The following is a 26296-nucleotide window of genomic DNA, read 5'->3' as shown; positions in this document are numbered from 1 at the left end:
TAATTGACGGTTCAGCAAACGGAAAGTTACAGTCTGCCACCACTTTTTTTTGATTTATTTTTTGATACGGGTTCCGCCATCACTGTTTATGGCTGAGGCTAAAGTGATTACAACTTCCGTGACTCCGGCATTCAAAGCCTCGAAAGAATTCTCCAGCTTGGGAATCATGCCGCCCTGGATAACCCCTTCGGCAACATACTGCTTAAATTCTTCCGGGGTAATCCGGGAAATCACGCTGTCGTCGTCATTCTCGTTGCGCAGCACGCCTTTCTTCTCAAAGCAATATACCAGCGTCACGTCAAACTGTCTGGACAAGGCTTTGGCCGTTTCTCCGGCAATCGTATCGGCATTCGTATTCAGCATGTGTCCCTCGCCGTCGTGTGTCAGCGGGGCCATTACCGGAACAACGCCTTTATGGATGAGTTCGCTCAGAAACGCTCCGTTCACCTGCTTCACATCGCCCACGAAACCATAGTCCACCTCCTTTACCGGACGCTTTGCGGAACGGATCACGTCCATGTCCGCACCCGTCAGGCCGAGCGCATTCACGCCTCGTGCCTGCAAACCGGCCACCATATTTTTGTTCACCAGTCCGCCATACACCATTGTCACCACCTTCAAAGTCTCGGCATCGGTGATGCGGCGTCCATTCACCATTTTGCTTTCAATACCCAACAGGGCTGCGATTTTCGTTGCCGAACGTCCGCCGCCGTGCACCAGAACTTTATATCCTTCGATGGCGGCAAAGTCATCCAACAACTTGCAGAGGGTGGCTTCCTCTTCCACGATTTTGCCACCCACCTTGATTACAGTCAGTTTCTCTCTCATTATTCCAAATATGTGTATCCGTACAAACCGGAACGGTAATTAGACAAAAATTCCTTGCCTTCTTCCAGGGAGATGCGTCCTTCCTTTACCGACTGGCTCACCCAGGTCTCCAAAGTACGCACCAGCTTCTTCGGACTGTACTGCACGTAATCCAGTACTTCCGCCACCGTCTCACCGTCGATAACCTGCTCTATCGTATACCCCTTATCGCTCACGGATACGTGCACCGCATTCGTATCGCCGAACAGATTGTGCATATCGCCGAGAATTTCCTGATAGGCGCCCACCAGGAATACCCCCACATAATAGGATTCCTTACTCTTCAAGGAGTGTACCGGCAAGTAATGGGACACGTTCTTGGTAGAGATAAAGTTGGCAATCTTACCGTCCGAATCGCAAGTAATGTCCTGCAAGGTAGCCGTCCGGTCCGGCCGTTCGTCCAGACGCTGGATAGGCATGATGGGGAATATCTGGTCTATCGCCCAGGAGTCCGGCAGGGACTGGAAGAGCGAGAAGTTACAGAAATACTTATCCGCCAGCAGTTTGGGGAGACCGCGGAATTCATCGGGCGCATGTTTCAGTCCGCCGGCTATCTGGTTCACTTCGCGCATGATAGACCAATACAGCCGCTCAATCTTGGCGCGGGTCTGCAGGTCCACGATGCCGTGGCTGAACAAATCAAGCGCCTCTTCGCGTATCTGCTGCGCATCGTGCCAGGCTTCCAGCATCCTGTTCTGGTTCAGTGTATCCCAAATGCCGTAAAGCTCCCGCAAGAGTTCGTGGTCGTTTTCGGTCACCTCTTCATCGTCGTCCCATTCGGGCAGATTGGTGGTTTCCAGCACCTCGAATATAAGTACGGAATGATGCGCCGTCAAAGCGCGTCCGCTCTCCGTAATGATATTGGGATGGGGAATGCCGTTCTTGTCGCTGGCATCCACCAGAGTAGAAATGGAGTCGTTCACATACTCCTGGATGGAATAGTTTACGCTGCCCTCGCTGTTGGACGAGCGCGTTCCGTCATAATCCACTCCCAGGCCGCCGCCGATGTCCACGAATTCCACGTTGAATCCCATGTTGTGCAACTGCACATAGAACTGCGACGCTTCACGCAGAGCGGTTTTGATGCGACGGATTTTCGTTACCTGGCTTCCGATGTGGAAATGTATCAGCTTCAGGCAGTCCTGCATGCCTTTGCTTGCCATGAAGTCGAGCGCTTCGAGCAATTCGCTGGACGACAGTCCGAACTTGCTTGCATCGCCGCCCGAATCTTCCCACTTGCCGCTTCCCGACGAAGCCAGCTTGATACGTATGCCGATATTGGGCTTTACATTCAACTGCTTCGCCATTTTGGCTATCAGCTTCAGCTCATTCATTTTCTCTACTACGAGAAAGATGCGTTTTCCCATCTTCTGCGCCAGCAAAGCAAGCTCTATGTAGCTCTCATCCTTGTATCCGTTGCAGATAATCAGCGAGTCGGAGTCCATATTGATGGCAATCACCGCATGCAGTTCGGGTTTGGAGCCTGCTTCCAGTCCGAGATTGAATTTCTTGCCGTGGCTGATAATCTCCTCGACCACCGGACGCATCTGATTCACCTTAATGGGATAGATAATAAAATTCTCCGCCTTGTAGCCGTACTCTTCCGCCGCTTGTCTGAAACAACAGGAAATCTTCTCAATCCGGTTGTCAAGAATGTCGGGAAAGCGCACCAGCATGGGCGCCGTCACGTCACGCAGTTGCAATTCGTCGACCAGGTCTTTCAAATCGACGCCGACGCCGTCTTTACGCGGTGTTACTACAACATGACCTTTGTCATTGATACCAAAGTACGAAGTGCCCCAACCTGTAATGTTGTACAGCTCTTCCGAATCTTCAATACGCCATTTTCTCATTTCTTGTTACTCTGCTGTTTTAGTAGTTTATTTATAAAAAAGGGGTACAAAAATACATATAAATCTGGAACATCTTGCCTTTTAGGGCGAAAAACACACATTTACAAGAGATTAAATGCCCAGCAGGCTACGCAACTGCTGCACGGACCCGGCAATCTGCCGTCTGCTTTCCAGATGTCCTGCATCGAAACGGTAGCGGGCTTGCACGTAGAAAGGGGCGCGTTTCTCCAATGCGTCCGCAATAAAGGCGCGCAGCTCCTCGTCCGTTTTTCCCTGCAGGATGGGGCGCTGATGGGTTGCCACCCGCAAACGGTTGAACAGTATATCAAGATGTACATCCAGGAACACGGTTTGCCCGTGTCCGTTCATGTAGTCCATATTGTCGAAGAAACAGGGCGTGCCGCCGCCGGTCGAGATAATGACATCCTCAAACTCGGACACCTCGTGCAGCATATTCCGCTCCAATTCACGAAAAGAGGCCTCTCCCCGCTCGACGAACAGTTCACGGATGGATTTGTGAAAACGTTCCTCGATGTACCAGTCCAAATCAATGAAAGGTACATTCAGTTCGCGGGCAAAAGCCTTTCCCAAAGTTGTTTTACCGGCTCCCATGTAACCGGTCAGAAAGATACGTATCATAGTTGCTTACCGTTTGTGTACAAAGATAAGCAATTCTACAGTGAGACTACCTCACAATCAGCGGAAAATTTTAATCCGCTCGCTCAACTCCCCGAACTCCTTTTCGCCGGGTTCGGCAGTGGGCGTGCCAAAAGGCATTTCGGCTATCAGCATCCAGCTCTCCGGCAAGTTCCAGGTACGGCGCACCTCGTCGTCAATCAGCGGGTTGTAATGCTGCAAGGAAGCTCCCAAACCTGCGTCTTCCAGCATGGTCCAGACAGCCAGCTGGTGCATGGCCGATGTATGCTGCGACCAAGTCGGAAAGTTTTCGCTGTAAGAGGGAAACGCATCCTGCAATTTCTTTACAACCGTTGTGTCCTCAAAATAAAGCACAGTGCCATGCCCGGCAGCAAAGCAGCCGTCAATCTTGGCTTCCGTCTTTGCAAAAGCCTCAGGCGAAATGCGCTGCTTCAACGTATTTTTTACAATATCCCATAGTTTCTTATGCTCGTCGCCCAGCAGCAGGACGATTCTTGTTGACTGCGAATTAAAGGCCGACGGCACGTTCTTCACCGCCGTACGGATAATATGCACCACTTCCTCATCCAAAACAGGAGAGTCGCTACCTATGGAATAATAACTGCGCCGGTGTTCCAACGCTTCTGCAAATGTTCTCTTCATATCTTTTTATTTTATTGTCTGTTCTTATTAAGAATAAATGAGTTATATAAAATTACAAACTCAAGGAATTGGACCGATACTCTTTTTTTACTTCCCACTTCTCCTCAATTTAAAAGAACAAGCGAACGGAGCCGATTGTTCGCATTTGTGAAATATATTCGTACCTTTGCCGCAGTTATGAAAAAAGAGAAATTCTACGTTGTATGGGCAGGCGTCACTCCGGGCATTTATACATCCTGGACCGAATGCCAGCTACAGACCAAAGGCTATGAGGGGGCAAAGTTCAAATCGTTCGACACCCGCGAGGAAGCAGAGCACGCCTTTGCCGCTTCACCCTACGATTACATCAAGCGCAATACATCCGCAGGCAGCACGCCATCCAAGCCGCCTCAAAATGCAGACGCTCCCTACCCCACCGCCGTCCTTGAAAACAGCCTTGCCGTAGATGCAGCATGCAGCGGAAATCCCGGAGCAATGGAGTACCGGGGGGTACACGTTGCCAGCCGCCAGCAGGTTTTCCACTACGGTCCCGTGTACGGCACCAACAACATCGGAGAGTTTCTTGCCATCGTGCACGGCCTTGCCCTGCTGAAGCAAAAGGGCTTTGACATGCCTATTTACAGCGACAGCGTTAATGCCATCGGTTGGGTAAAACAGAAGAAATGCAAGACCAAGCTACCCCGCGACTCCAAAACCGAACAACTTTTCCTGCTGATAGAGCGCGCCGAGAAATGGCTGCGTGAAAACACCTACTCCACCCCTATCCTGAAATGGGAAACCAGGCAGTGGGGAGAAATACCCGCGGACTTCGGAAGAAAATAGCAGGGCGGAACACCCATATCCCCATGACAAAACCCTCGCATACACGGGGGATAATGTCGTTATGCCACTACAGAAACAGCCTTATCCTTCTACTGAAACTTCGTCCCGCAATTGCGGGCTCGACAGCCCGCATACGGCAACCGTACGGCCCGCAGCCGGCAACCGGGGAGCCCGCAGTTGGAAAACGAGGTTTTGCATCAGGCTTTCCTATATTATACATGCGCCAAAACGACAAAACCAACGGGCAACAGTCACATTAAAACGCAGAGATTGGGATGCTCCGCCCCTGAAAACAGAGGATTTTAACCGCTGTTAACACGTTCTGCATCATGCGCGTTTTGTAGCTGTATATAAGCATTTTACAACAGAGAAGAAGGGTAAAAATGACGACAGAGGGTGACGACCAACAATTTGTCATCACGCTCGTCACCGTTGTCAACAGTTCCTCTATCCCTTTCCGGGACAGGGATAGAGCGCTATAGGTGATGAGTGACGAGAAAAAACGAAAAACAACACAGAGGGGGTATTATCCCAAAGATTGCATATCATTCAGCTTTTTATAGTAGCCGTCTTTGGCAAGAAGCTCCTCGTGCCTGCCGCGTTCTACGATTTCGCCCTCGTAGAGCACGCAGATTTCATCCGCATTCCTGATTGTGGAAAGACGGTGCGCAATGGCAATCGTGGTGCGGGTTTTCATCAACCGCTCCAAAGCTTCCTGCACCAGACGTTCCGACTCCGTATCGAGTGCGGAGGTGGCCTCATCCAGAATCAGTATGGGAGGATTCTTGAGAATGGCACGGGCAATGCTGATACGCTGGCGTTGTCCGCCGGAAAGTTTGCCGCCACGGTCGCCGATATTGGTATCGTAACCTTTCTCGGTGTCCATAATGAAATCGTGGGCATTGGCTATCTTGGCAGCTTCCACAACCTGCTCCATGGTGGCATTCTCTACACCGAAAGCAATGTTATTGAAGAAAGTGTCATTAAAGAGAATGGCTTCCTGATTGACGTTTCCTATCAGGCCGCGCAAATCGGCGATGCGCGCATCCTTGATGTCAAGACCGTCTATCAGGATCTTGCCCGATTGTACATCGTGGTAGCGGGGCAGCAAATCCACCAACGTGGATTTTCCGGAACCGGATTGCCCTACCAGTGCGATAGTCTTGCCTTTGGGTACGGTCAGGTTGATATGCTTCAATACCTGGCGGGAACCGTCGTAGCTGAAGCTGATGTCCTTGAATTCCACCTTGTCATCCAGCGAGACGAGCTGCTTCGGCCGGGCAGGTTCTTTAATGGGATTCTCCGCAAAGAGTATCTTGTCGATACGCTCCATGGAGGCAAGTCCTTTGGGAATGTTGTATCCGGCTTTGGAGAATTCCTTCAACGGGTTGATAACACTGTACAGTATCACCAAGTAGTAAATGAACGAGGGGGCGTCTATAGTAGCGCTGTTGCTCAGAATCAACGTGCCGCCGAACCACAGCACGATAACGATGACGCATGTGCCCAGAAACTCGCTCATGGGATGCGCCAATGCCTGGCGGGTGGCTACCCGGTTGATAGCATCGCGGTATTCGTTGCTGCACTTATTGAAACGCTCCATCATCTTGTTTTCGGCAATGAAGGCTTTAATGATACGCAACCCGCCCAGGGTTTCTTCCAACTGCGACATAGTATCGCTCCACTTTGCCTGCGCATCCAGCGACTGCCGTTTCAGTTTCTTGCCTACCGTACCCATTACCCAGCCCATACCCGGAAGCACCAGCAGCGTGAACAGCGTCAGCTGCCAGCTGATGGCTATCAATGTGCCGAAATAGGCTATAATCAGTATCGGGTTCTTTATCAGCATATCCAGCGAACTGGTTACGGATGTCTCCACCTCGGTAACGTCGCCGCTCATGCGGGCTATGATATCGCCTTTCCGTTCCTCGGAAAAGAAACTCAGCGGCAGGTGCAGCACCTTATTATATACTTGCGCACGGATGTCGCGCACCACGCCCGTGCGGAGAGGAATCATCACGGCGGAAGAGGCGAAATAGGAGAATGCTTTCAGCAGGGTCATCACCGCCAGGAAAACGCCTAAAATCAGCAATGTCAATGAGCCGCCCTGCGAGGCTATCATCTCGGTGACGTAATAATAGAAGTTGTTGACCGCTATGTCTTTCATGTTGATTCCTGCCGCATCCCAGGGAATGAACTCGTAGGTCTTGGTATCCATCTTGAAAAGTATCTGAAGGATAGGGATAATCAGGGCGAAAGAGAATATGTTCAGAATTGCCGATAGCAGGTTCAGGAACAATGCCCATATCAGATATTTCTTGTAAGGCGGAACAAAACGCCGCAGGAGTCGGAAGAATTCTTTCATTCGGTCAAACAGTTAATTCATTACGTTCGTATCGGGCGCAAAGATAGCACAAAGCAGGGGGAGAATAAAACGAACAGGTTCTTTTTTGCGCGCCGGGCGGATAAAAACCAGCCGATTGCATGTGAAACAACTGTTTTTATCAAAACGCGGCACAATAACCGGTACTTTTTCTGCAATCCCGATAATAATTGTGTAGCTTTGTAGCTGGATAAAAACAACGCTAAAGAAGAATGAAACCATACGATTACCTGATTGTAGGCAGCGGCCTGTTCGGAGCCGTGTTTGCCCATGAGGCTCATAAAGCCGGAAAGAGATGTCTGGTGATAGAGAAACGTCCACACACCGGCGGCAATATCTACTGCGAAGAAGTAGACGGCATCAACGTGCATAAATACGGTGCGCATATCTTTCATACAGACAACAGGGAAGTATGGAATTATGTGAACCGGCTTGTTGAGTTCAACAGATACACCAACTCTCCGATTGCCAATTATAAAGGAAAACTGTATAACCTGCCTTTCAACATGAACACTTTCTACCAATTGTGGGGAGTACGTACTCCGGCAGAGGCCCGGGCAAAGATACAGGAACAGTGCAGGGAATACGAGCATATAACCCACCCGCAAAACCTGGAAGAACAGGCACTGAAACTTTGCGGAGAGGACATCTACCGGCAACTGATAAAAGGATACACGGAGAAACAGTGGGGACGCCCGGCAACAGAGCTTCCGGCATTTATCATCCGGCGCATTCCGTTCCGGTTTATCTTCGACAACAACTACTTCAACGACCCGTATCAGGGCATTCCCATGGGAGGATATAACCGTTTAATCGGTGCCTTGCTGGAGAACATCGAGGTGCGCACCGGAACCGATTACATGGCGCACCGCAAAGAGCTGGACGCTTTGGCGGAGAAGGTGCTCTACACCGGCTGCATAGACGAATACTTCGATTATGCATGCGGACATCTGGAATATCGCAGCCTGCGATTCGAACACAGACACCTCACGGATATAGAAGACTTTCAAGGCAATGCAGTCGTGAACTATACCGACCGCGAAACTCCTTATACCCGTGTCATCGAACACAAGCACTTTGAGTTCGGCAAACAGCGTTCTACTGTCATCACCTATGAATATCCCGATGATTTTGAACAGGGGAAAGAGCCTTATTATCCGGTAAACGACGAAAAGAACAGCCTGATTTTCAGGAAATATCAAGAACTTGCACAGCAACAGGAGCGAGTGCTGTTCGGCGGCAGACTGGCGCAATATACGTATGCAGACATGGACGATACGGTGGCAGCGGCATTAAGGCTGTGGGAAAAAGAGAGCTTATGATTCCGCCTTACTTACCCGCACTTGCGAGAAATTGCCAAAGCCTCCAGTGCGGATAACGCCAGAATGTATAACGGATAGCATGGATATCTGCAAGCAGCTCTTTCACAAAAGCAGAAGTCCGCAGCTCTTCAACCGTATTGTCTTTTTGCGCACACCGCAGAATGCGGCGCAGCATCCTCAGCCTGCGGTAAATCATTACAGGCATATAGCGGGCATGTTCTTCTTCGGGAATGGACAACAGCCTCTCCTTATGGAAGATGTGCTCGTAATCAGCCGTAAGTTTGAATACATGCGTTATATTCCCGCCATGTTGTATATAGTTATAGACACTGTTTCCGCCAACCAGACGTACCGGCTTGGATGATGCAAACGCCAACCGCAGGTTCATAAGCATGTCTTCTCCCATCACAATCTCCCGGGGTGTACGTAGCGTGTACTCATCAAACAACGTGCGCCTGAACAGCTTTCCGCATGTAGCCGAAATGTTGTATCTGCCCTTGATTAAAAGCTTACGGTAACAAGCCGGCGAAAGCCTGTTTACCCCCCACAAGCGCTTTTTCCTGCAAAAACCGACTACAATATCCGTATCTTCCGACGTTGCTTGAAACAAACGCTGCAAAGCGTCGGCAGGCATGGTATCATCAGAGTCGACAAAGACTACCCATTCTCCTGTTGCCAGCTCCACCCCTTTTTGACGCGCATAGGCTGCTCCTCCATTTTGCACATGCAATACTCTGATGCGAGTATCCTTTTCCGCCAGTTCGTCGCACAGAAGCCCGGTGCCATCCGTACTTCCGTCATCGACCAGACATATCTCGAAATCTTCAAAAGACTGTGCAAGCAAACTTTTTATGCATACAGTCAGGAAATTTTTCCGATTATAAACAGGTATTACAATAGAAACTTTTACCATCTCACTTAATCAGTTATCAAACAGCTTCATAGGATACGTCCCGGGCAGCGGGCTGCTACTTGCCGAGGTTCACATATTTGGGTTTTCTAAGCCCCAACAAATAAGGCACGCACTTAATGTACCTTTTTAAACGCTCTTTTACAGAAGAAAGCGGCCGTTTCCCTTTCCAGGGCGTCATATCCAGGTATTTATAGTATTCATTCCTCAACGGATGCATACTGTCATAATTCCAGGGTTTCTTGTTGGTATAATGCAGAATGACAGGATGCAGCAGTTCTTCACGGAAAGCCTGCCAGTCGGCCACCCGTTTGTCAATGCCGTAGCGATAAAAACCATCCTGCATGTTCCACTTCAAAGGAACAAAGACCTTGTCCTTGCATAGGACGACATTCAGCAAATCCTGGTCATTAAACTGGATGCGCTCCGGATAAGTCTCGAAATACCGCACACACTGCACATCGACCTTATGTTTCCGCCAGTAATCAAGATTAATCAGCAGCACCCCCGCATTGAAATACGAGCAGGACTTATCATAGTGCAAGCGTTCGTAACGCTCATCCTCATCCTTGCCGATATCTTCGACACAAGCCGCACCGCACCCGGACAAATCCGTGTTCCAGAATTCTGAAATATCTCCCAATATTACAATATCGCAGTCCAGGTAAAGTACTTTCTCCAAACTCTCGGGCAGAATAGATGAAAACATGCAACGGTAATAAGTTGCCATGGAAATCCGCTTGCCGAACTTTTTTATGGAAAAGCATTGCAACAGATCTTTCGGAGGATAGTAAAAGCAGACTTCATTGCCATAAGGAGCAGCCAGGTTGCGTAGAATAGCCTGATCCGCTTCCGAAAGGTACGGAGCTACAATATGCACACAAATATCGGCACGCTTATTATTCTCAAACAGAGAAACCAGCGTAACAGCACAGTGCTGTATAAAATTAGCATCAATATTACAAGCAATATGTATCATACAATGGTGTTAACAATTTGACGTTTGTTTGGTTACCTGAAAATATTTATCCATTACAAGCAATGAAATCAGCCGTTCGCGTCCGGCATCGAAAAATTGGGAAACATATTCGTGGGCATGCTCGACAATCTGTTCCGCCTCTGCCGGGTGAGCGATGTAATAGTTTAGTTTCTCCTCCAAATCGGAAAGGTCATCCTTAATCTCTATATAGTGATAATCGGGAATCAGCTTTCCCTCCATAAACCAGGTTTCACAGGTAGGACGCGTCATTACGGCAATGGAGTTGGACGACATTACCCATTTCAGGTTGGAGGCGACATCGTTACCCTCGAGCGCCATGATAAATTTATAATCAAGATGCTCACGGATTGTTTTCTTGGGAGTCATCCACTCCTCAGGATAACCTTCGTTCCTGCCCACCACGCCGCAATCGCAAATGGATGAGCCAAAATATTTTTGAAGGAACTTCTCACGAATGCGGCTAAGGCGAATCTTTCCGCGAAATATAGCCTGATTGCGTTTTTGTGAAAAAGGCACAGGATCGTTCAGAAATATAAAATGACGCAGTTTGTCCAGTTTAAGCACAACCGAATACGCATTGTCCTCCTTCAGCAGCCGGCTCTTTACAATCGAAGGGTATTCGGGAGTAAAATATACGTCACCGGGAATATAGCTGATGCACAGTTGGCGGTCAAACCAACGGGCCACATCCTGCAAATCAAAATAATATGCCTTGTGAAACGTAGACGGACGGAAATTCTTTATCTTGTCCAGATAGACATAATAGCTATGCTTATGCTCATGCAATATTGTATCGGGCAGGTCTACCGGATACTGCATCTTATTATAATAATTCACCCTTTCATAAATGTAATCCTTATCAGGCCGCGCCTCCACTTGTGCCAAACAGCTCTTTCTCCGGATTCTGAAAAAGCAATCGGGTATGCACCGCTTCAAATATCCCTTTAAAAAGAAGAATACCTTCGGGGGCTTGCCGCTACGAAGCTTATACAACAGACTATCACTCATCTAATACCGTTTTATGGTCAAAAGAAATGTTTTTTAAACGTTCGTTTAAAAAACACAAAGATAAAAGTTATTTCCTATCTAAAAAATATTGTGACTCGTTTTTTTCGCATTTACGGATAAAAATGTATCAATCTGAGGATACGCACATATAATACAGTTATAAATATATACAAATAGAAACAATTTAAAATCGTTTGAAAAGATGTTTTTTAAACGAACGTTTAAAAAACATTTTCCTCAAAAACAGAGATATGAGATTTATTAAAATGACCGGCGGACTGGGCAATCAAATGTTTATCTACGCCTTCTATATGCGGATGAAAAAACATTACAGCAATACCCGGATTGATTTATCCGATATGGTGCACTACAAAGCCCATAACGGCTATGAGATGCATCGGGTTTTCAATCTTCCCCCAATAGAATTCCGTATCAACCAACCCTTAAAAAAGGTTATTGAATTTCTATTTTTCAAGAAAATCTATGAACGCAAGCAAGTCCCGTCAAGTCTTGTTCCATATGACAAAAAGTATTTCTGGCCTCTATTATATTTCAAGGGTTTCTATCAGTCGGAACGTTTTTTTGCCGACATGGCAGACGATATACGCAAGGCTTTTACATTCAATCCGCGCCTGTCCAACAGGAAAACAAAGGAAATGTCCGAACAGATAGACCATGATGAGAATGCGGTTTCCATACATGTACGCCGGGGAGATTACCTGGAACCCAAATATTGGAAAACAACCGGCTGTGTATGCCAACTGCCTTATTACCTCAACGCCATAGCCGAAATGAACAAACGGATAAGCCAGCCCTCCTACTATGTTTTCTCGGACGACATTGCCTGGGTGAAAGAAAACCTGCCGTTGCCAAAAGCCTTCTTTATCGACTGGAACAAAGGTGCAGAAAGCTGGCAGGATATGATGCTGATGAGCCGCTGCCGCCACCACATTATCTGTAACAGTACGTTCAGCTGGTGGGGAGCATGGCTGAACCCGCGGGAAAATAAAACCGTCATCATGCCCGAACGCTGGTTCCGGCATTGCGAAACACCGGACATCTGTCCCGACAAATGGATAAAAGTACCGATTAATCAACCTGACAGCATACAATAAATTATGAAAATTGGTATTCTTTATGTGGGTATCGGAAAATATATCCGACTTTGGGATAAGTTCTATTCCAGTTGCGAATCGATGTTTCTTCCTCAATATGAAAAGAAATACTTCATATTCACCGATTATCCGTTAAAAAGCAGCACTAATGTACAAGTTTCGTTCCAGGAAGATTTGGGCTGGCCCCAAAATGTCCTGTTCCGCTACCAAATGTTCCTAAGGCACAAAGAAGAACTCAAACATTTTGATTATCTGTTCTTTTTCAATGGCAATACAGAGTTTCTGCAAATAATAACCCCCGAAGAATTTTTACCGACCGAGAAAGAGGCATTGACCGGTTTGGAATGGCACACCTATAGAAACAAACCATTGCAAAAATATCATTATGAGCGAAGAAAAAATTCACAAGCATACATACCATACAACAGCGGCGAGCACTATTATCAAGGCGGACTAATCGGCGGTGAGAGCAAGGCCTATATCGAACTGTTAGAGCAATGCAGCCTTATGACGGAAACCGACTTAAAAAGAAACATCACAGCACGCTGGCATGATGAATCTTACCTGAACAAATATCTGCTGGATAAGCAAATTAAAATTCTGAGTACAGAATATGGCCGCCCACAAGAATGGACGGTTCCCCCAACTCCCAAAATAATATTCCGGGATAAGAACACCATCCTGGGAGCATCCTATATCTGTTCCTTAAAAAAAAGGAACCGCCTGAAACTTATTAGCAAAGCCATTCGGAATATTCTAAACAAGCTACTGAAACGATGAAAGAATTAAGGTTATTCTTGAGAAAAATAGATCAAAAAGTTATATCTAAAGGCAAACATTATCTGCTTACCCTCATTATACTTTACAGATATAAGACAAATGAGGTTCTTGACCATTATAAGGAACAAACACCCCAAAAGGAAGAACCTATCGGTGCAACATCTCCAATATGGGTGTGCTGGTGGCAAGGAGAAAAGAAGATGCCCGACATAGTAAAAGTATGCTATTCCTCCATATGCCGGCATGCAGACAACCACCCCGTAATCCTAATAACAGAGAAAAATTTTCAGGAATATGCAACAATGCCCGACTTTATCATGCAGAGATTGTACAAACGCGAAATGACAATCACGCATTTTTCCGACTTGCTAAGAATGAATTTATTAAAACGGCATGGTGGCATATGGCTGGATAGCACAATATTGCTCACAAAAGATATAGATTCGATAATCAACACGAGCCTGCCATACTACAGCCATCATCACATCCCCAATAACTGCAACGTAGTAAAAGGTAAATGGACCGGTTTCTTTCTTGCTTGCGGTAAAGGCAATATTCTCCCCTCTTTCATCCTGGATGCTTTCTACAATTATTGGAAAAACAACAACCGGATTGTAACTTATCTTTTTATCGATTACCTCTTTGCCTTAGCATACAAACATATTCCTGCCGTATCGAAAATGGTGAATAATATTCCGGTACAGCCCATGAGTAATCTTTCTAAATGCTTAAACCAGGAATATGATAAAAAAGCAATGGAAACGTTTTATACCAAATACCATTTCCACAAGCTGACTTACAAGAAAGCATTTGCCATGCAAACCCGCAACGGGAGAAAGACAATCTATGCCCATCTCCTGACCGATAAGGCATTCTGACAACCGGTCAATCAGTCTATTTTCCCCAGCCTTTCGTGTATCCCGTCGCAATAAGCTTTCCACAGTTTAGGGATATCACTCCATCGGTAAGCATCGGTAAACGGACAAGTGACAAGCGCCGTCAAAATATAGCCCGCCACTCCATTAAAACCACGAAGATACCTTACTGCCCAATTACGTCCATAATGATGACTCAAATAAGTGGAATTACGTACCTGATAGAAACGTTTCCACTTTTTCTTCTTACTCCGTTCGCTCCAACTGTCATTCGAGAAAAACTTCTCCTTATCCATCAGCGCATCAGGAACATACAATATTCTGAATCCCGCCTGTACCGTACGGAGACAATAGTCCGTATCATCACAAAAGATAAACAGATCCTTATTGGGATAGCCAATCTTCCCAACAACCTCACGCCGGATAAACGGTCCCTCAAAAGCCGCTCCTTGTATCTCCACAGGCCCTGTTACAGTCTGTTTCGCCAGCTTCCCGGTGTACATGGAAGCAAAAGGATTCGTCAAGTTATACCCTTGAAACTCATGCGTGAAAAGCTTCCCCTCCTGCAAACGGCGCGGAGCAAGTATACCTATATCTTCCCGACCGGCATGCTGCAATAACCGTTCCAGACAATCGGCACGCGGAAAAACATCATCATCCATGCACCAAATCCAATCCGCACCTGCCTGATATGCATACTGCATACCGGTGTAAAAACCACCGGAGCCCCCCACATTAGCCTGATTGATAACGGTAAGTCCCGATTGGGTCTTCAGCCATTCGGCAGTAGCATCCGTACTGCCGTTATTGACAACTACAATTGAGGAAACAGGCTTATTCTGTTGCAGGCAACGAACCGTTCTCTTCAACAGTTCTATCCGATTATAAGTGACAACTACGGCTATAATATTCATGACGATTTTAATAAAGATTATCAATCTTTCCCGGCTGAGTACTTCTGTAAGCAACCATCAGCTCAAAACACTTTTCCACATCGAAACCGCGGGCCTTTGCATACTCCTCCGCCATCCAGCGATGCATCTGCGGGGTAGCCGGCAACCGTTCGAAGTTCTTGCAACCGGCTTTCATGCCGATAGTTCCGACAAACATACGGTTCAAGTCGACAATCTCCAGCTTAATGCCTTCCGGTGTTTTCTGAAACAGGATATTTTCACGTCCGTAATCTTTATGGGCATATCCATGTTCGTGGAGAACGGCAGTTACCCGCCCTATCTCACGCAAAACTTCCTCTTCATAGTCAAACTTCCGCCTGAACAGGTCGTTATAGACATACGGACATGTTGACAGACAGCTCACATAGTAACTTTTATCGAATAAAAGGCCGCTGCGCACATTGAAATATCCTACCGGTTGCGGAGTCCCTACCCCTATCTTAAGATACAGTTCGGCATGATCGTAAGAACGCTTCGCTTTGGATGGACGGAAAATACCGTACACAAAGCGATTAATGATATTCGGGCGGTGAAAAGATTTAACAACATACTCCCGACCGCCATATTCCATCTTTCTCAATTCGTTACGTCCTTTATGAATAACGACACCTTCGTTTTTCTCAAAACGTTCCGGCAAAGACAAGATAAAATCTCCCAACTCCTTAAAGTCCGGGTGAATAACTAATGTATAAGGATGAAACATATCGGATTTCCGGCTCATTTCAGATTTCATAAATATATCAGATTTTATCTAACCCCTTTGTATACTTCAACCAGTAATATTTCAACGGATTCTTATATTTCAATTGTTTCCACGGACGGCTGCCATGGGGCTGATGCAATACTGGCAACGTAGTAAACAGGTAATTCTTAAACCCTTCTTTTAAAGATTGATGCGAAACAGTTACATCATGCCAGTTCTTTTCAGGGTTCAACTGATGGAAGTCGAATGCTTTCAGGAAATTCAATGTCAGCAAGGAACAACAGAAACTGCAATGCTTTTTCTCCGGAAACACCTGGTTTTCCTTACCTTTCGCAAAAAGATAGGGATAGTTGATTTCTCCTTTCTCATCGACTGTGACGGCAGCGGCAATACCGCAGTCCGCCCGTTCTGCCGCTCCGTTGAACAAAGCCTGCAATGTATTCTTCTTTACCACAACATCCGACTCCACGATTATCAAACCTGCCTCCGCCTCGATGGCACGTTGCTGTGCCATTTGCAATACCAGCAGATAGTTCGGTGAGGGATGATCCGTTATTTCCGCAAGATTTACCAATTCAAAGCCCAGTTTTTCGGATGCATCCTGCAACTTAGCCGTGTTCTCTTCTGTACTGAAGTCATTATATACGGTATAGGTAAACGGCATCTGAAAATCGGATGCAACAATGGCTTCCACCGTTTGCAACGTCAATTCAATGGAGTCCTTTACAGGAGTAATGATATGAATACACTTCATTGGATATAATTAATTAGTCTTTGTTCAACAAGCTGCAAAATTCCCACAAGTTGACAAAACTATACAATATTTTGCACACAGCCAAACAGTTTGCCTCATTTATTCCTTATCTGCTTTCCGTTTTACCGTATGCTTTACTTTCAATACGGCGAGATTCAGTTCAATCGTTGTTTCCGAGTCTGTTGCCTGAAGATTATTATCCAATAAATCGGTGAACAAATCACCGCTTTTCTCCAACAAGGATTTCTGCTGCTCTTCGGAAGCATCCGGCAGGTTGTTCAAGGTACGGGAGAGTTCGCGCAGTTTGGCAAAAGTCTCGATAATCGCAAACGTTGCATTTGTAGCACGAGAACTTTTCAGAATGGTAGCAAGCATATAAAGACCTTTCTCTGTAAAGGCTTTAGGTTCAACTGTAGAATGTTTCAACACAGAGAACCGGTCGAAATTTTCGACCAGATACTGTTTTTCAGATACTTGCAACGTAAAACAATAATCCTTGGGAAATTTATCAAGGTTATTTCTAAGGGCTTCATTCACACGTTTCGTCTCCACCCCACACAAAGTGGCAACATCCCTGTCCAAAAGAACCTTCTGCCCGCGAAGAGTAATTATCTTATCCTCTATTTCCTCAAAGCCAATCAGTGTTTTCATCAGTATATCAATTTATGTTTTAAACAATCTGTCAAAGGTATGCATTATTATATCAGAAATGTCTGTTCTCATGAATTATTTCTAACTTTGCCTGCAATAAAACAAAAGCATCATGAAAGTAATTGTCGATGATAAAATACCTTTTATAAAGGAAGCCATTGAAAAAATAGCCGATGAAGTAGTCTACGCACCGGGAAAAGACTTCACCCCTTCTTTGGTGAAAGATGCGGATGCACTAATTATCCGTACACGCACTCGTTGCAACCGGGAATTGCTGGAAGGTAGCAAGGTTAAGTTTATCGCTACGGCAACCATCGGCTTCGACCATATCGATGCGGAATACTGCCGCGAAGCCGGTATTACATGGACAAATGCTCCCGGCTGCAATTCCGCCTCCGTAGCCCAATACCTGCAATCATCTTTAATTTTGCTGCAAACGCTGAAAGGTATCAATTTACCGGAAGTTACTATCGGCATTATCGGAGTAGGCAATGTAGGCAGCAAAGTTGCAAAAGTGGCACAGGAATTGGGGATACGCGTTTTACTGAACGACCTTCCCCGTGAGGATAGAGAGGGGAAACAAGGCTTTTCGTCCCTGCAAACACTCGCCGAAGAATGCGACATACTCACTTTCCACGTACCTTTATATAGGGAAGGCAGATACAAGACCTGCCATCTCGCCGACGACGCCTTTTTCCAATCGCTAAAGCGGAAGCCTGTTATCATCAACACTTCACGCGGAGAAATAATCGAGACCGGTGCACTGCTGAACGCTTTGGAAACAGGGCTGGTTTCGGATGCTATCATTGACGTCTGGGAAAATGAACCGGCCATAAACCTCACCTTATTGGACAAGGTATTCCTCGGCACACCGCACATCGCCGGCTATTCGGCAGACGGCAAAGCCAATGCAACCCGCATGTCGCTGGATGCCCTATGCCGGTATTTCAATGTACAGGCAGACTATCAGATTATTCCTCCTGCCCCAAGCCAACCGCGCATTACAGCAGATACCCTATCGGCCGCCTATCTACAAATGTACGATCCCCGACAAGACAGCAATGCGCTCAAAACGCATCCGGAACTATTTGAGAAGTTACGGGGAGACTATCCTTTAAGAAGAGAGAAAGAAGCATACACAATTGTGAATCATCCGGAATAGCATGCCGCTTCTTTCCGCAAAAACAATATCCCGAAAGGTTATCAGCACACTTCCGACAACAAACCGCCGATAACTTTCGGGTAATATTCGTATTCCAGCGCATGCACTTTCTTTGCCACGTCTTCTGCCGTATCCTGCGGCAGGACAGGGCATTTGTACTGCACTATAATTTCGCCCTCATCGAAATGCTCATTCAAATAATGTATGGTAATACCGGTTTCCGTTTCACCGGCAGCCACCACAGCTTCATGCACATGCCCGCCATACATTCCCTTACCGCCAAATTTAGGCAATAAGGAAGGGTGAATATTTATAATTTTATTAGGATAAGCATGCAAGATACAGTCCGGCACACGTGCAAGGAAACCGGCAAGGACAATAAAATCTATTCCTTTATCTTCCAACAAAGACAATACAACCGTACCATCCGCCCATGCGGCCTTGTCCAAACAGGCAAACGGAACATTCAGTCTACGTGCACGTTCCAAAACAAAGGCAGTCTCCCTATCTGCCAAAACCAGCTTTACGTTCACCGATTCGCTATTTTGGAAATAACGGATGATATTCTCTGCATTTGTCCCGTTACCGGAAGCGAAAATAGCAATGTTTTTACTCATAAGCCCTCCAAATCCTGCACAAAACCGTGAAAAATGTGCAAAAAGGTGCATTTAATTCATCAAATATTTGCGAGGAACGATAAATATTCATTCCTTTGCACCGCAAATTTAAAGAAATAAAACTAATTATTAATTAAAAACTTAAAGTTATGTCTGAAATTGCATCAAGAGTGAAAGCGATTATCGTCGACAAATTAGGCGTTGAAGAATCAGAAGTTACTAACGAAGCTAGCTTCACTAACGATTTGGGAGCAGATTCTCTTGACACTGTAGAACTTATCATGGAATTCGAAAAAGAATTCGGTATCTCTATTCCTGATGACCAAGCTGAGAAGATTGGTACTGTAGGTGATGCTGTATCTTACATCGAAGAACACGCTAAGTAATCTTAATCCATTCATATCTTAGTATGGAATTAAAAAGAGTTGTAGTAACAGGTCTTGGCGCCATTACTCCCATTGGCAACACAGTACCCGAATTCTGGGAAAATCTCGTGAATGGGGTTAGTGGAGCAGGACCTATTACTCATTTCGACGCATCACTTTTCAAGACCCAATTCGCATGCGAGGTGAAAAACTTTGATGCCAATCAATATATCGACCGCAAAGAGGCACGCAAGATGGACTTGTATACCCAATATGCCATTGGTGTAGCCAAGCAAGCGGTAGAAGATTCCGGTCTTGATGTCGAAAATGAGGATTTGAACAAGATCGGTGTCATCTTTGGCGCCGGTATTGGTGGAATCCGTACATTTGAAGAAGAAGCAGGTAACTATGCCCTCCATAAAGAAAACGGTCCTAAGTTCAATCCGTTCTTCATCCCCAAGATGATTTCGGATATTGCTGCCGGACAAATTTCTATCCTGTACGGTTTTCATGGTCCTAACTATGCGACTTGTTCTGCATGCGCCACTTCTACCAATGCCATTGCCGATGCATTCAACCTCATCCGCTTGGGTAAGGCAAATGCCATCATCAGCGGTGGTTCGGAAGCAGCTATCGCAGCCTGCGGTGTAGGTGGCTTCAACGCTATGCACGCTTTATCTACCCGCAATGACTCTCCGGAGACTGCATCCCGCCCGTTCAGCGCAAGCCGCGACGGTTTCATCATGGGTGAAGGCGGCGGCTGTCTGGTTCTTGAAGAACTGGAACACGCTAAAGCACGTGGTGCCAAGATTTATGCAGAGGTTGCCGGCGTAGGTATGTCTGCCGATGCGCATCACCTGACAGCTTCCCACCCGGAAGGTCTGGGAGCCAAACTGGTAATGACAAATGCGTTGGAAGATGCAGAAATGAAACCCGAAGAAGTAGATTACATCAACGTTCATGGTACATCTACTCCTGTTGGTGATATTTCGGAAGTGAAAGCTATCCAGGAAGTATTCGGCAAGCATGCTTATGAGTTGAACATCAGTTCAACCAAATCCATGACAGGCCACTTATTGGGTGCTGCCGGTGCGGTGGAAGCCATCGCAAGTATTCTTGCCATCAAGAATGGCATTATTCCTCCGACTATCAACCACGAAGAGGGTGATAACGACGAAAACATCGACTATGACCTGAACTTTACGTTCAACAAGGCTCAGAAGCGTGAAGTGAATGTAGCTTTGTCCAACACGTTTGGATTCGGCGGTCATAACGCATGTGTTATTTTCAAGAAATACGCAGAATAATACGGTCGTGTTACGTAATCAAATAGATAAAATAAGGCTCTTATTCCATAAGGACAGAGAGTCTTATTTTTGTTTTTATAAGATACTCGGATTCTTTCCCCGTAACATCCGGTTCTATGAGCAGGCACTGCTTCACAAATCCACTTCCATCCGTTCCGAAAAAGGACGTCCGTTAAATAACGAGCGGCTGGAATTTTTAGGCGACGCCATTTTGGATGCCATTGTCGGTGATATAGTATATAAGCACTTTGAAGGACGCAGGGAAGGCTTTCTTACCAATACCCGTTCTAAAATCGTGCAACGGGAAACTCTAAACAAACTGGCTGTAGAAATAGGGCTGGACAAACTGGTTAAGTATTCCACCCGTTCTTCGTCGCACAACAGCTATATGTACGGCAATGCTTTCGAGGCATTTATCGGAGCTATCTATTTAGACCAAGGCTATGAACGCTGCAAGCAGTTCATGGAGAAAAAAATCCTCAAGAACTACATCGACCTCGACAAGATGTCGCGCAAGGAAGTCAACTTCAAGTCCAAACTTATCGAATGGAGCCAGAAAACCAAAATGGAGGTTTCCTTTGAGTTGATAGAGCAATTCCTCGACCAGGATTACAACCCGATGTTCCACACCGAAGTCCGCATAGAGGGCCTTTCTGCCGGTACTGGCACAGGCTATTCCAAAAAGGAGTCACAGCAAAATGCCGCACAAATGGCATTGAAGAAAATCAAGAGTGACGAAGCCTTCAAAGAAGCTATTGAAACAGCCAAGATACAGAACCACGCGGCAAAGGAAAATATGGCAACAGAGGAAACCCAAATTGTCGCAGAAGAGGCTTCTGCTGTAGAGACATCAGAAGTTCTTGAAGCTACAGATTATACGGAACCTGCGGATGCTGCACAAGATACGGTCAAATCATCCGAAACAAATCCCCATACGCTTACCCTGGACGACTAAATCATGGTCTTCGGTCACTAATTTGAGCTTTCCGGCTATCTCCCCCAAAGGAGCGGAAGATATTTCATTCCCTTTCAGCGTTACCATACGTCCAAACTGTCCGCCTGCAATCAACTCCGTAGCATGCCCTCCCATGCGGGTCGACAAATTACGGTCAAAAGGCGTAGGCGAACCACCCCGCTGGATATACCCCAAAACCGTTTCACGGGTTTCGATACCCGTTTCGTATTCAATCTCCTGTGCGATATATTCGGCTGCACGTTTCTTGCCGTCCGTCTGGATTCCCTCGGCAACCACAACGATGGAATACGGCTTTCCTTTCTTCAGACGATTCAGAATCGTATCACCTATATTATGAATATTATAAGAAAGTTCGGGAATTAAAATCACATCACCGCCACCAGCCATACCGGAGTACAACGCAATCCATCCGGCTTTATGCCCCATCACTTCTATCACCATCACCCGCTTGTGCGAACTGGCGGTAGAGTGTAACCGGTCTATGGCATCCGTAGCAATACTGACGGCAGAATCAAAACCGAAAGAAAAATCGGTCCCCCAAATATCATTATCAATGGTTTTAGGTACGGAAACTATATTCAAGCCCATGGCAGCCAACTTAGCAGCCGTTTTCTGCGTACCGTTACCGCCGATACAGACAATACAGTCCAGCCCCAGTTCCTTTACATTCCGTTCTATCAAAGCAGGCTTGTTTACATCGGATACCACCCCGTTTTTCTTGAACGGCTTTTCACGGGAAGTACCCAGCATCGTACCGCCCAAATTCAATAACCCGGACAGAGACTTGTCCGTAAACGATTCCACATCTTTTGTCAATAATCCTTGAAAACCGCTATGAATACCTATTACTTCCATTCCATAATGATTGATAGCCGTTTTGCAAACGCCGCGGATAGTCGCATTGATACCGGGGCAATCCCCGCCTGAAGTCAAAATACCGATTCTCATGATGTTTTAGTTTAAATTACGGTTCTTTTCACCTATACGGACGTAAAGATAGAAAAAAAAGAGAAAAAAGATAGAGATGCCGATAAATAAGATTAATTTTGCACACTTAAACAGATTTCGATAAGAACGATGAATATTACAAAACTTCTGAATAAAGTATACTTCGCCCCCCGCTTGAAAGAAATCGAACTGTACACTGAACATGCAGGTGAGTTGCAGGCAGGTGTCCTGAAACGTTTGGTACGCATGGCCGCCAATACGGAATGGGGAAAGAAATATGACTATGCCTCTATTCGTACTTATGAAGATTTCAAAAAACGCCTTCCCATACAGACTTACGAAGAAATCAAACCTTATGTAGCCCGCTTGCGTGCCGGTGAACAAAATTTGCTCTGGCCGTCGGAAATATGTTGGTTTGCCAAGTCTTCGGGAACAACCAACGATAAAAGCAAATTCCTTCCGGTCAGCAAAGAGTCTCTGCAAGACACTCATTATCAAGGCGGGAAAGATGCTGTTGCCATCTATCTGGGAATCAATCCCGAAAGCCGTTTTTTTTCCGGAAAAGGATTGATTCTCGGCGGTAGCCACAGCCCCAACCTGAACTCCAACCATAGTTTGGTAGGTGATTTATCTGCCATTCTGATACAGAATGTACACCCGCTGGTCAACTATATCCGTGTGCCAAGCAAGGAAATAGCCTTGATGAGCGAGTTCGAACCTAAGATGGAGGCCATAGCCAACAGTACAATCCATGCCAATGTCACCAATCTTTCGGGTGTGCCATCCTGGATGCTGGTACTTGTTAAACATATACTTGAAAAAACCGGGAAACAGTCATTGGAAGAAGTATGGCCCAATCTGGAAGTATTCTTCCATGGCGGAGTGGCTTTTACTCCTTATCGGGAACAATACAGACAAGTCATCAAAAGTTCCAAGATGCACTATGTCGAGACATATAATGCCTCCGAAGGCTATTTCGGCACACAGAACGACCCGAACGATCCGGCCATGCTGATGATGATTGATTACGGTGTTTTCTATGAATTCATACCTTTGGAAGATGTCGGCAAGGAAAATCCGCGTATCTGCTGTCTGGAAGAAGTAGAACTCAACAAGAACTACGCAATGGTCATCTCCACTTCTGCCGGACTGTGGCGGTATATGATTGGAGATACCGTGAAGTTCACCAATAACCGCCCGTACAAATTCGTCATTACCGGCCGCACAAAGCATTTCATCAATGCCTTTGGCGAAGAACTTATCGTGGACAATGCGGAAAAAGGTTTAAGCAAAGCCTGTGCTGCCACGGGAGCACAGATTGTAGACTATTCCGCCGCTCCCGTCTTCATGGACGAACATGCCAAATGCCGCCATCAATGGCTGATTGAATTTGCCAAAATGCCAGATGACCTGGATAAATTTGCCAAAATATTGGATGACACCCTTAAAGAAGTGAATTCCGACTATGAAGCCAAACGGCAGAATGACCTGGCTTTGCAGCCTCTGGAGATAATCGTTGCCCGCAGAAATCTGTTCCACGATTGGCTGGACAGTAAAGGCAAGCTTGGCGGACAGCATAAGATACCGCGCCTCAGCAATACAAGAGAATACATTGAAGAGATGCTGAAGCTCAACTTCAAAGAATAATACCACCGCCCAACAACAAGCCGTCCGCATCATAAAAGGCGGCGGCTTGCCCCGGAGCGATAGACTCCAACGGCTCCAACAGCGAAACCCGCAGATGTCCGTTCTCCTCCTGAGCAACCATACAGCGGTTTGCCTGCTTGCGATAGCGTATCTTTACGATAACCGTTTCCGCTCCCAATACCCGATGTGCACTGATAAGGTTCCAATCTTTAAGATACATTTCCTTTTTATATAAGGAGGCAAGTGGTGCAAGTACCACCTCGTTGGTTTCCATTCTGACTTCCTTCACAAATACAGCCCTATTCAGATGAATGCCCAGTCCACGCCGTTGACCTATCGTATAGAAAGGGTATCCTTCATGCCATCCTAATACATTCCCCTTTTCATCGAGAAAATGCCCTCTGCCCGGCAGTTGCTCCATAGGAACCTCACGCTTCAGGAAAGAACGGTAATCCAACGGACAGAAACACACTCCTATACTGTCTTTTTTAGCGGCAACACGCATAAACCCACGTTCAGCGGCATAAGCACGCGCATCCTCTTTTGTCATATCTCCCATCGGGAGTAACATCCGTTGCAAGATATCCTGTTTCAAGCCCCATAAAAAGAAAGTCTGGTCCTTGTCTCTGTCAACTGCCGGAGCAATGTAATAGTTGTCCTCTAAAAAGAGTTTACGTACGTAATGTCCGGTAGAGATCCAATAAATCCCCTTTTCATCGGCTATTTCCGCCAAAAGTTTCCACTTCAGCTCATTATTGCAGAGGGTACAGGGAACGGGGGTATGCCCCGCCAGATATTCATCTATAAAGTAACGGATAATGCGTTCACGGAAGAGTTCCCTTGCATCGTATGTAATATGCTCAATACCCAACCGTCCTGCCAGTGCCCGCGCATCTTCCAGGTATTCCGTTTTTCCACCCACTTCGTAAAAACGGAAAGTGACTCCCGTTACTTCATAGCCGGCTTCCTGTAACTTCATGGCAGCCACGGAACTGTCCGTACCGCCGCTCATTCCCAATAATACACGTTCTTTTGACTTCATACTGCAAAAATAGTATTTCATCCTGAGAAAACCCTATCTTTGCCACTTTCAAAAAAACAATCAAATTCAAACCATGAAACAAGACTATCGACTGCTCGTCCTTGACCTGGACGGAACCCTGACCAATTCGAAGAAAGAAATCTCTCCGCGCAATCTCCGTACCCTGTTACGGCTACAGCAAAGCGGCGTACGCCTGGTACTGGCGTCAGGCCGTCCTACCTACGGTATTGTTCCTTTGGCGGAACAACTGCAAATGAAAGAAAACAACGGCTATATTCTTTCTTATAACGGCGGAGAAATCATAGACTGGAGCACCGGTGAGCTACTGTATAAAAACCTGCTTCCCGACGATGTACTGCCTATCCTGTACCAGACTGCAACCGATAACCGGCAAACAATCCTCACATACGACAACGAATGCATACTTACCGAAAATCCCAACGACCCGTACGTACAAAAAGAAGCATTCCTCAACAAAATGCAGGTACGCCGCGTAGAGAACTTCCTGCAGGAAATTCCCCTTCCCCTACCCAAATGCCTCATTGTAGGTGAACCTGAACAACTTATGAAAACAGAAGCCGAACTGAGCCTTCGTCTGCAAAGGCAAATCAGCGTATACCGTTCGGAACCTTATTTTCTGGAACTCGTTCCTTTGGGCATAGACAAAGCACGTTCGATCGCCGTATTATCGGAAAAGCTGGGTATCACCCGCGAAGAAGTGGCAGCCATGGGCGACGGTTACAATGATCTCAGCATGATAAAATACGCCGGACTTGGCATAGCAATGGACAATGCACAGGAACCCGTGAAAGCTGCTGCGGACTACATTGCCCCAAGTAACGACGAAGATGGAGTAGCCATCGCCGTAGAACGATACTTCCTGCACGCTTTTTAAAAACAGATAGTCCTAATTTACAAATATTTGTTATACCTTTGC

Annotated in this window: 27 protein-coding genes; 11 read left to right on the top strand and 16 right to left on the bottom strand. The window is 46.3% G+C overall.

What is annotated here, in order from left to right; all coding sequences use genetic code 11:
• Positions 1–54: 54 nt before the first annotated feature.
• From argB to NQ565_RS03955, 4 genes are all read right to left on the bottom strand, one after another.
• Positions 55–828, bottom strand: coding sequence for an acetylglutamate kinase (gene argB / locus NQ565_RS03970; RefSeq protein ID WP_005656026.1), 774 nt, complete (start codon positions 826–828; stop codon positions 55–57).
• Positions 828–2720, bottom strand: coding sequence for a biosynthetic arginine decarboxylase (gene speA / locus NQ565_RS03965; RefSeq protein WP_005656024.1), 1893 nt, complete (start codon positions 2718–2720; stop codon positions 828–830). Before speA ends, argB begins: the two co-directional genes overlap by 1 nt.
• 111 nt (positions 2721–2831) lie before the next feature.
• The gene (locus NQ565_RS03960) at positions 2832–3359 is read right to left on the bottom strand and encodes a shikimate kinase (protein ID WP_005656022.1); all 528 of its coding nucleotides are present in this window, start codon (positions 3357–3359) and stop codon (positions 2832–2834) included.
• A 57-nt stretch (positions 3360–3416) separates the two neighbouring features.
• On the bottom strand, positions 3417–4019 hold the full coding sequence (locus NQ565_RS03955) for a nitroreductase family protein (protein WP_005656020.1): 603 nt from the start codon (positions 4017–4019) through the stop codon (positions 3417–3419).
• A 177-nt stretch (positions 4020–4196) separates the two neighbouring features.
• Here NQ565_RS03955 and NQ565_RS03950 point away from each other — a divergent pair, with 177 nt between their 5' ends.
• Entirely contained in the window at positions 4197–4841 is a 645-nt protein-coding gene (locus NQ565_RS03950) for a ribonuclease H1 domain-containing protein (protein ID WP_005656019.1), read from the top strand.
• 526 nt (positions 4842–5367) lie between these two features.
• Here NQ565_RS03950 and NQ565_RS03945 read toward each other — a convergent pair.
• A complete protein-coding gene (locus NQ565_RS03945) occupies positions 5368–7206 on the bottom strand; it encodes an ABC transporter ATP-binding protein (protein WP_005656018.1) in 1839 nt (612 codons plus the stop codon).
• 12 nt (positions 7207–7218) lie between these two features.
• Complete coding sequence (locus NQ565_RS03940) at positions 7219–7446, bottom strand: hypothetical protein (protein ID WP_005656017.1); 228 nt, start codon at positions 7444–7446, stop codon at positions 7219–7221.
• Between NQ565_RS03940 and glf the strand changes: the two genes are divergently transcribed.
• Entirely contained in the window at positions 7437–8546 is a 1110-nt protein-coding gene (gene glf / locus NQ565_RS03935; protein ID WP_005656014.1) for a UDP-galactopyranose mutase, read from the top strand. The genes NQ565_RS03940 and glf overlap by 10 nt on opposite strands.
• Before the next feature lie 7 nt (positions 8547–8553).
• Here glf and NQ565_RS03930 read toward each other — a convergent pair whose 3' ends face one another.
• The 3 genes from NQ565_RS03930 to NQ565_RS03920 are packed head-to-tail and all read right to left on the bottom strand — an operon-like array spanning position 8554 to position 11464.
• Positions 8554–9459: a glycosyltransferase family 2 protein gene (locus tag NQ565_RS03930; protein WP_005656012.1), complete on the bottom strand. Its 906-nt coding sequence runs from the start codon at positions 9457–9459 to the stop codon at positions 8554–8556.
• Between the two features lie 55 nt (positions 9460–9514).
• Positions 9515–10435: a glycosyltransferase family 8 protein gene (locus NQ565_RS03925; RefSeq protein WP_005656010.1), complete on the bottom strand. Its 921-nt coding sequence runs from the start codon at positions 10433–10435 to the stop codon at positions 9515–9517.
• 9 nt (positions 10436–10444) lie between these two features.
• Positions 10445–11464, bottom strand: a complete 1020-nt coding sequence (locus NQ565_RS03920; protein WP_005656007.1) for a glycosyl transferase family 90 — start codon at positions 11462–11464, stop codon at positions 10445–10447.
• A 251-nt stretch (positions 11465–11715) separates the two neighbouring features.
• On the opposite strand from NQ565_RS03920, the gene NQ565_RS03915 reads away from it, so the two are divergent.
• Genes NQ565_RS03915 through NQ565_RS03905 form a run of 3 tightly spaced genes read left to right on the top strand, consistent with a single transcriptional unit; the run spans position 11716 to position 14237 of the window.
• Positions 11716–12579 (top strand): alpha-1,2-fucosyltransferase, encoded by an 864-nt coding sequence (locus tag NQ565_RS03915; RefSeq protein WP_005656005.1) that lies wholly within the window; start codon positions 11716–11718, stop codon positions 12577–12579.
• A 3-nt stretch (positions 12580–12582) separates the two neighbouring features.
• A complete protein-coding gene (locus NQ565_RS03910; RefSeq protein ID WP_005656003.1) occupies positions 12583–13359 on the top strand; it encodes a family 6 glucosyltransferase in 777 nt (258 codons plus the stop codon).
• A 17-nt stretch (positions 13360–13376) separates the two neighbouring features.
• Complete coding sequence (locus NQ565_RS03905; protein ID WP_229127117.1) at positions 13377–14237, top strand: capsular polysaccharide synthesis protein; 861 nt, start codon at positions 13377–13379, stop codon at positions 14235–14237.
• Positions 14238–14248: 11 nt separating this feature from the next.
• Here NQ565_RS03905 and NQ565_RS03900 read toward each other — a convergent pair whose 3' ends face one another.
• The 4 genes from NQ565_RS03900 to NQ565_RS03885 all read right to left on the bottom strand — a co-directional run bounded on the left by NQ565_RS03900 (position 14249) and on the right by NQ565_RS03885 (position 17295).
• A complete protein-coding gene (locus tag NQ565_RS03900) occupies positions 14249–15148 on the bottom strand; it encodes a glycosyltransferase family 2 protein (RefSeq protein WP_016661055.1) in 900 nt (299 codons plus the stop codon).
• A 7-nt stretch (positions 15149–15155) separates the two neighbouring features.
• Entirely contained in the window at positions 15156–15920 is a 765-nt protein-coding gene (locus NQ565_RS03895) for a lipopolysaccharide kinase InaA family protein (protein WP_005655997.1), read from the bottom strand.
• 7 nt (positions 15921–15927) lie between these two features.
• Entirely contained in the window at positions 15928–16644 is a 717-nt protein-coding gene (locus NQ565_RS03890; RefSeq protein WP_005655995.1) for a glycosyltransferase family protein, read from the bottom strand.
• A 99-nt stretch (positions 16645–16743) separates the two neighbouring features.
• Positions 16744–17295, bottom strand: coding sequence for an ORF6N domain-containing protein (locus NQ565_RS03885; RefSeq protein WP_005655993.1), 552 nt, complete (start codon positions 17293–17295; stop codon positions 16744–16746).
• A gap of 112 nt (positions 17296–17407) precedes the next feature.
• On the opposite strand from NQ565_RS03885, the gene pdxB reads away from it, so the two are divergent.
• Positions 17408–18457: a 4-phosphoerythronate dehydrogenase PdxB gene (gene pdxB / locus NQ565_RS03880; protein WP_005655991.1), complete on the top strand. Its 1050-nt coding sequence runs from the start codon at positions 17408–17410 to the stop codon at positions 18455–18457.
• 41 nt (positions 18458–18498) lie between these two features.
• Here the strand turns inward: pdxB and purN are convergent, their stop codons facing one another.
• The gene (gene purN / locus NQ565_RS03875) at positions 18499–19125 is read right to left on the bottom strand and encodes a phosphoribosylglycinamide formyltransferase (protein ID WP_005655989.1); all 627 of its coding nucleotides are present in this window, start codon (positions 19123–19125) and stop codon (positions 18499–18501) included.
• 98 nt (positions 19126–19223) lie between these two features.
• Here purN and NQ565_RS03870 point away from each other — a divergent pair, with 98 nt between their 5' ends.
• The 3 genes from NQ565_RS03870 to rnc are packed head-to-tail and all read left to right on the top strand — an operon-like array spanning position 19224 to position 21701.
• Positions 19224–19460, top strand: coding sequence for an acyl carrier protein (locus NQ565_RS03870; RefSeq protein ID WP_004291965.1), 237 nt, complete (start codon positions 19224–19226; stop codon positions 19458–19460).
• Positions 19461–19483: 23 nt separating this feature from the next.
• A complete protein-coding gene (fabF, locus tag NQ565_RS03865) occupies positions 19484–20746 on the top strand; it encodes a beta-ketoacyl-ACP synthase II (protein WP_005655936.1) in 1263 nt (420 codons plus the stop codon).
• A gap of 7 nt (positions 20747–20753) precedes the next feature.
• Positions 20754–21701 carry a ribonuclease III gene (gene rnc / locus NQ565_RS03860; protein WP_005655934.1) on the top strand — a complete coding sequence of 316 codons (948 nt, stop codon included), beginning with the start codon at positions 20754–20756 and terminating at the stop codon, positions 21699–21701.
• On the opposite strand, the gene NQ565_RS03855 is transcribed toward rnc, so the two are convergent.
• Positions 21660–22670 carry an ATP-dependent 6-phosphofructokinase gene (locus NQ565_RS03855; protein WP_005655933.1) on the bottom strand — a complete coding sequence of 337 codons (1011 nt, stop codon included), beginning with the start codon at positions 22668–22670 and terminating at the stop codon, positions 21660–21662. The two genes, rnc and NQ565_RS03855, sit on opposite strands and share 42 nt — an antisense overlap.
• Before the next feature lie 129 nt (positions 22671–22799).
• Between NQ565_RS03855 and NQ565_RS03850 the strand changes: the two genes are divergently transcribed.
• Entirely contained in the window at positions 22800–24317 is a 1518-nt protein-coding gene (locus tag NQ565_RS03850) for a GH3 auxin-responsive promoter family protein (RefSeq protein ID WP_005655931.1), read from the top strand.
• Here NQ565_RS03850 and mnmA read toward each other — a convergent pair.
• A complete protein-coding gene (gene mnmA, locus NQ565_RS03845) occupies positions 24307–25359 on the bottom strand; it encodes a tRNA 2-thiouridine(34) synthase MnmA (protein WP_005655930.1) in 1053 nt (350 codons plus the stop codon). The two genes, NQ565_RS03850 and mnmA, sit on opposite strands and share 11 nt — an antisense overlap.
• A gap of 73 nt (positions 25360–25432) precedes the next feature.
• Between mnmA and NQ565_RS03840 the strand changes: the two genes are divergently transcribed.
• Entirely contained in the window at positions 25433–26254 is an 822-nt protein-coding gene (locus NQ565_RS03840) for a Cof-type HAD-IIB family hydrolase (protein ID WP_005655929.1), read from the top strand.
• Positions 26255–26296: the final 42 nt, after the last annotated feature.

It is taken from the genome of Bacteroides stercoris ATCC 43183 (assembly GCF_025147325.1).
Taxonomy (GTDB): Bacteria; Bacteroidota; Bacteroidia; order Bacteroidales; family Bacteroidaceae; genus Bacteroides; species Bacteroides stercoris.
Note: the sequence above shows the minus strand (reverse complement) of the source record. Positions and strands in the feature narration are given on the sequence as shown.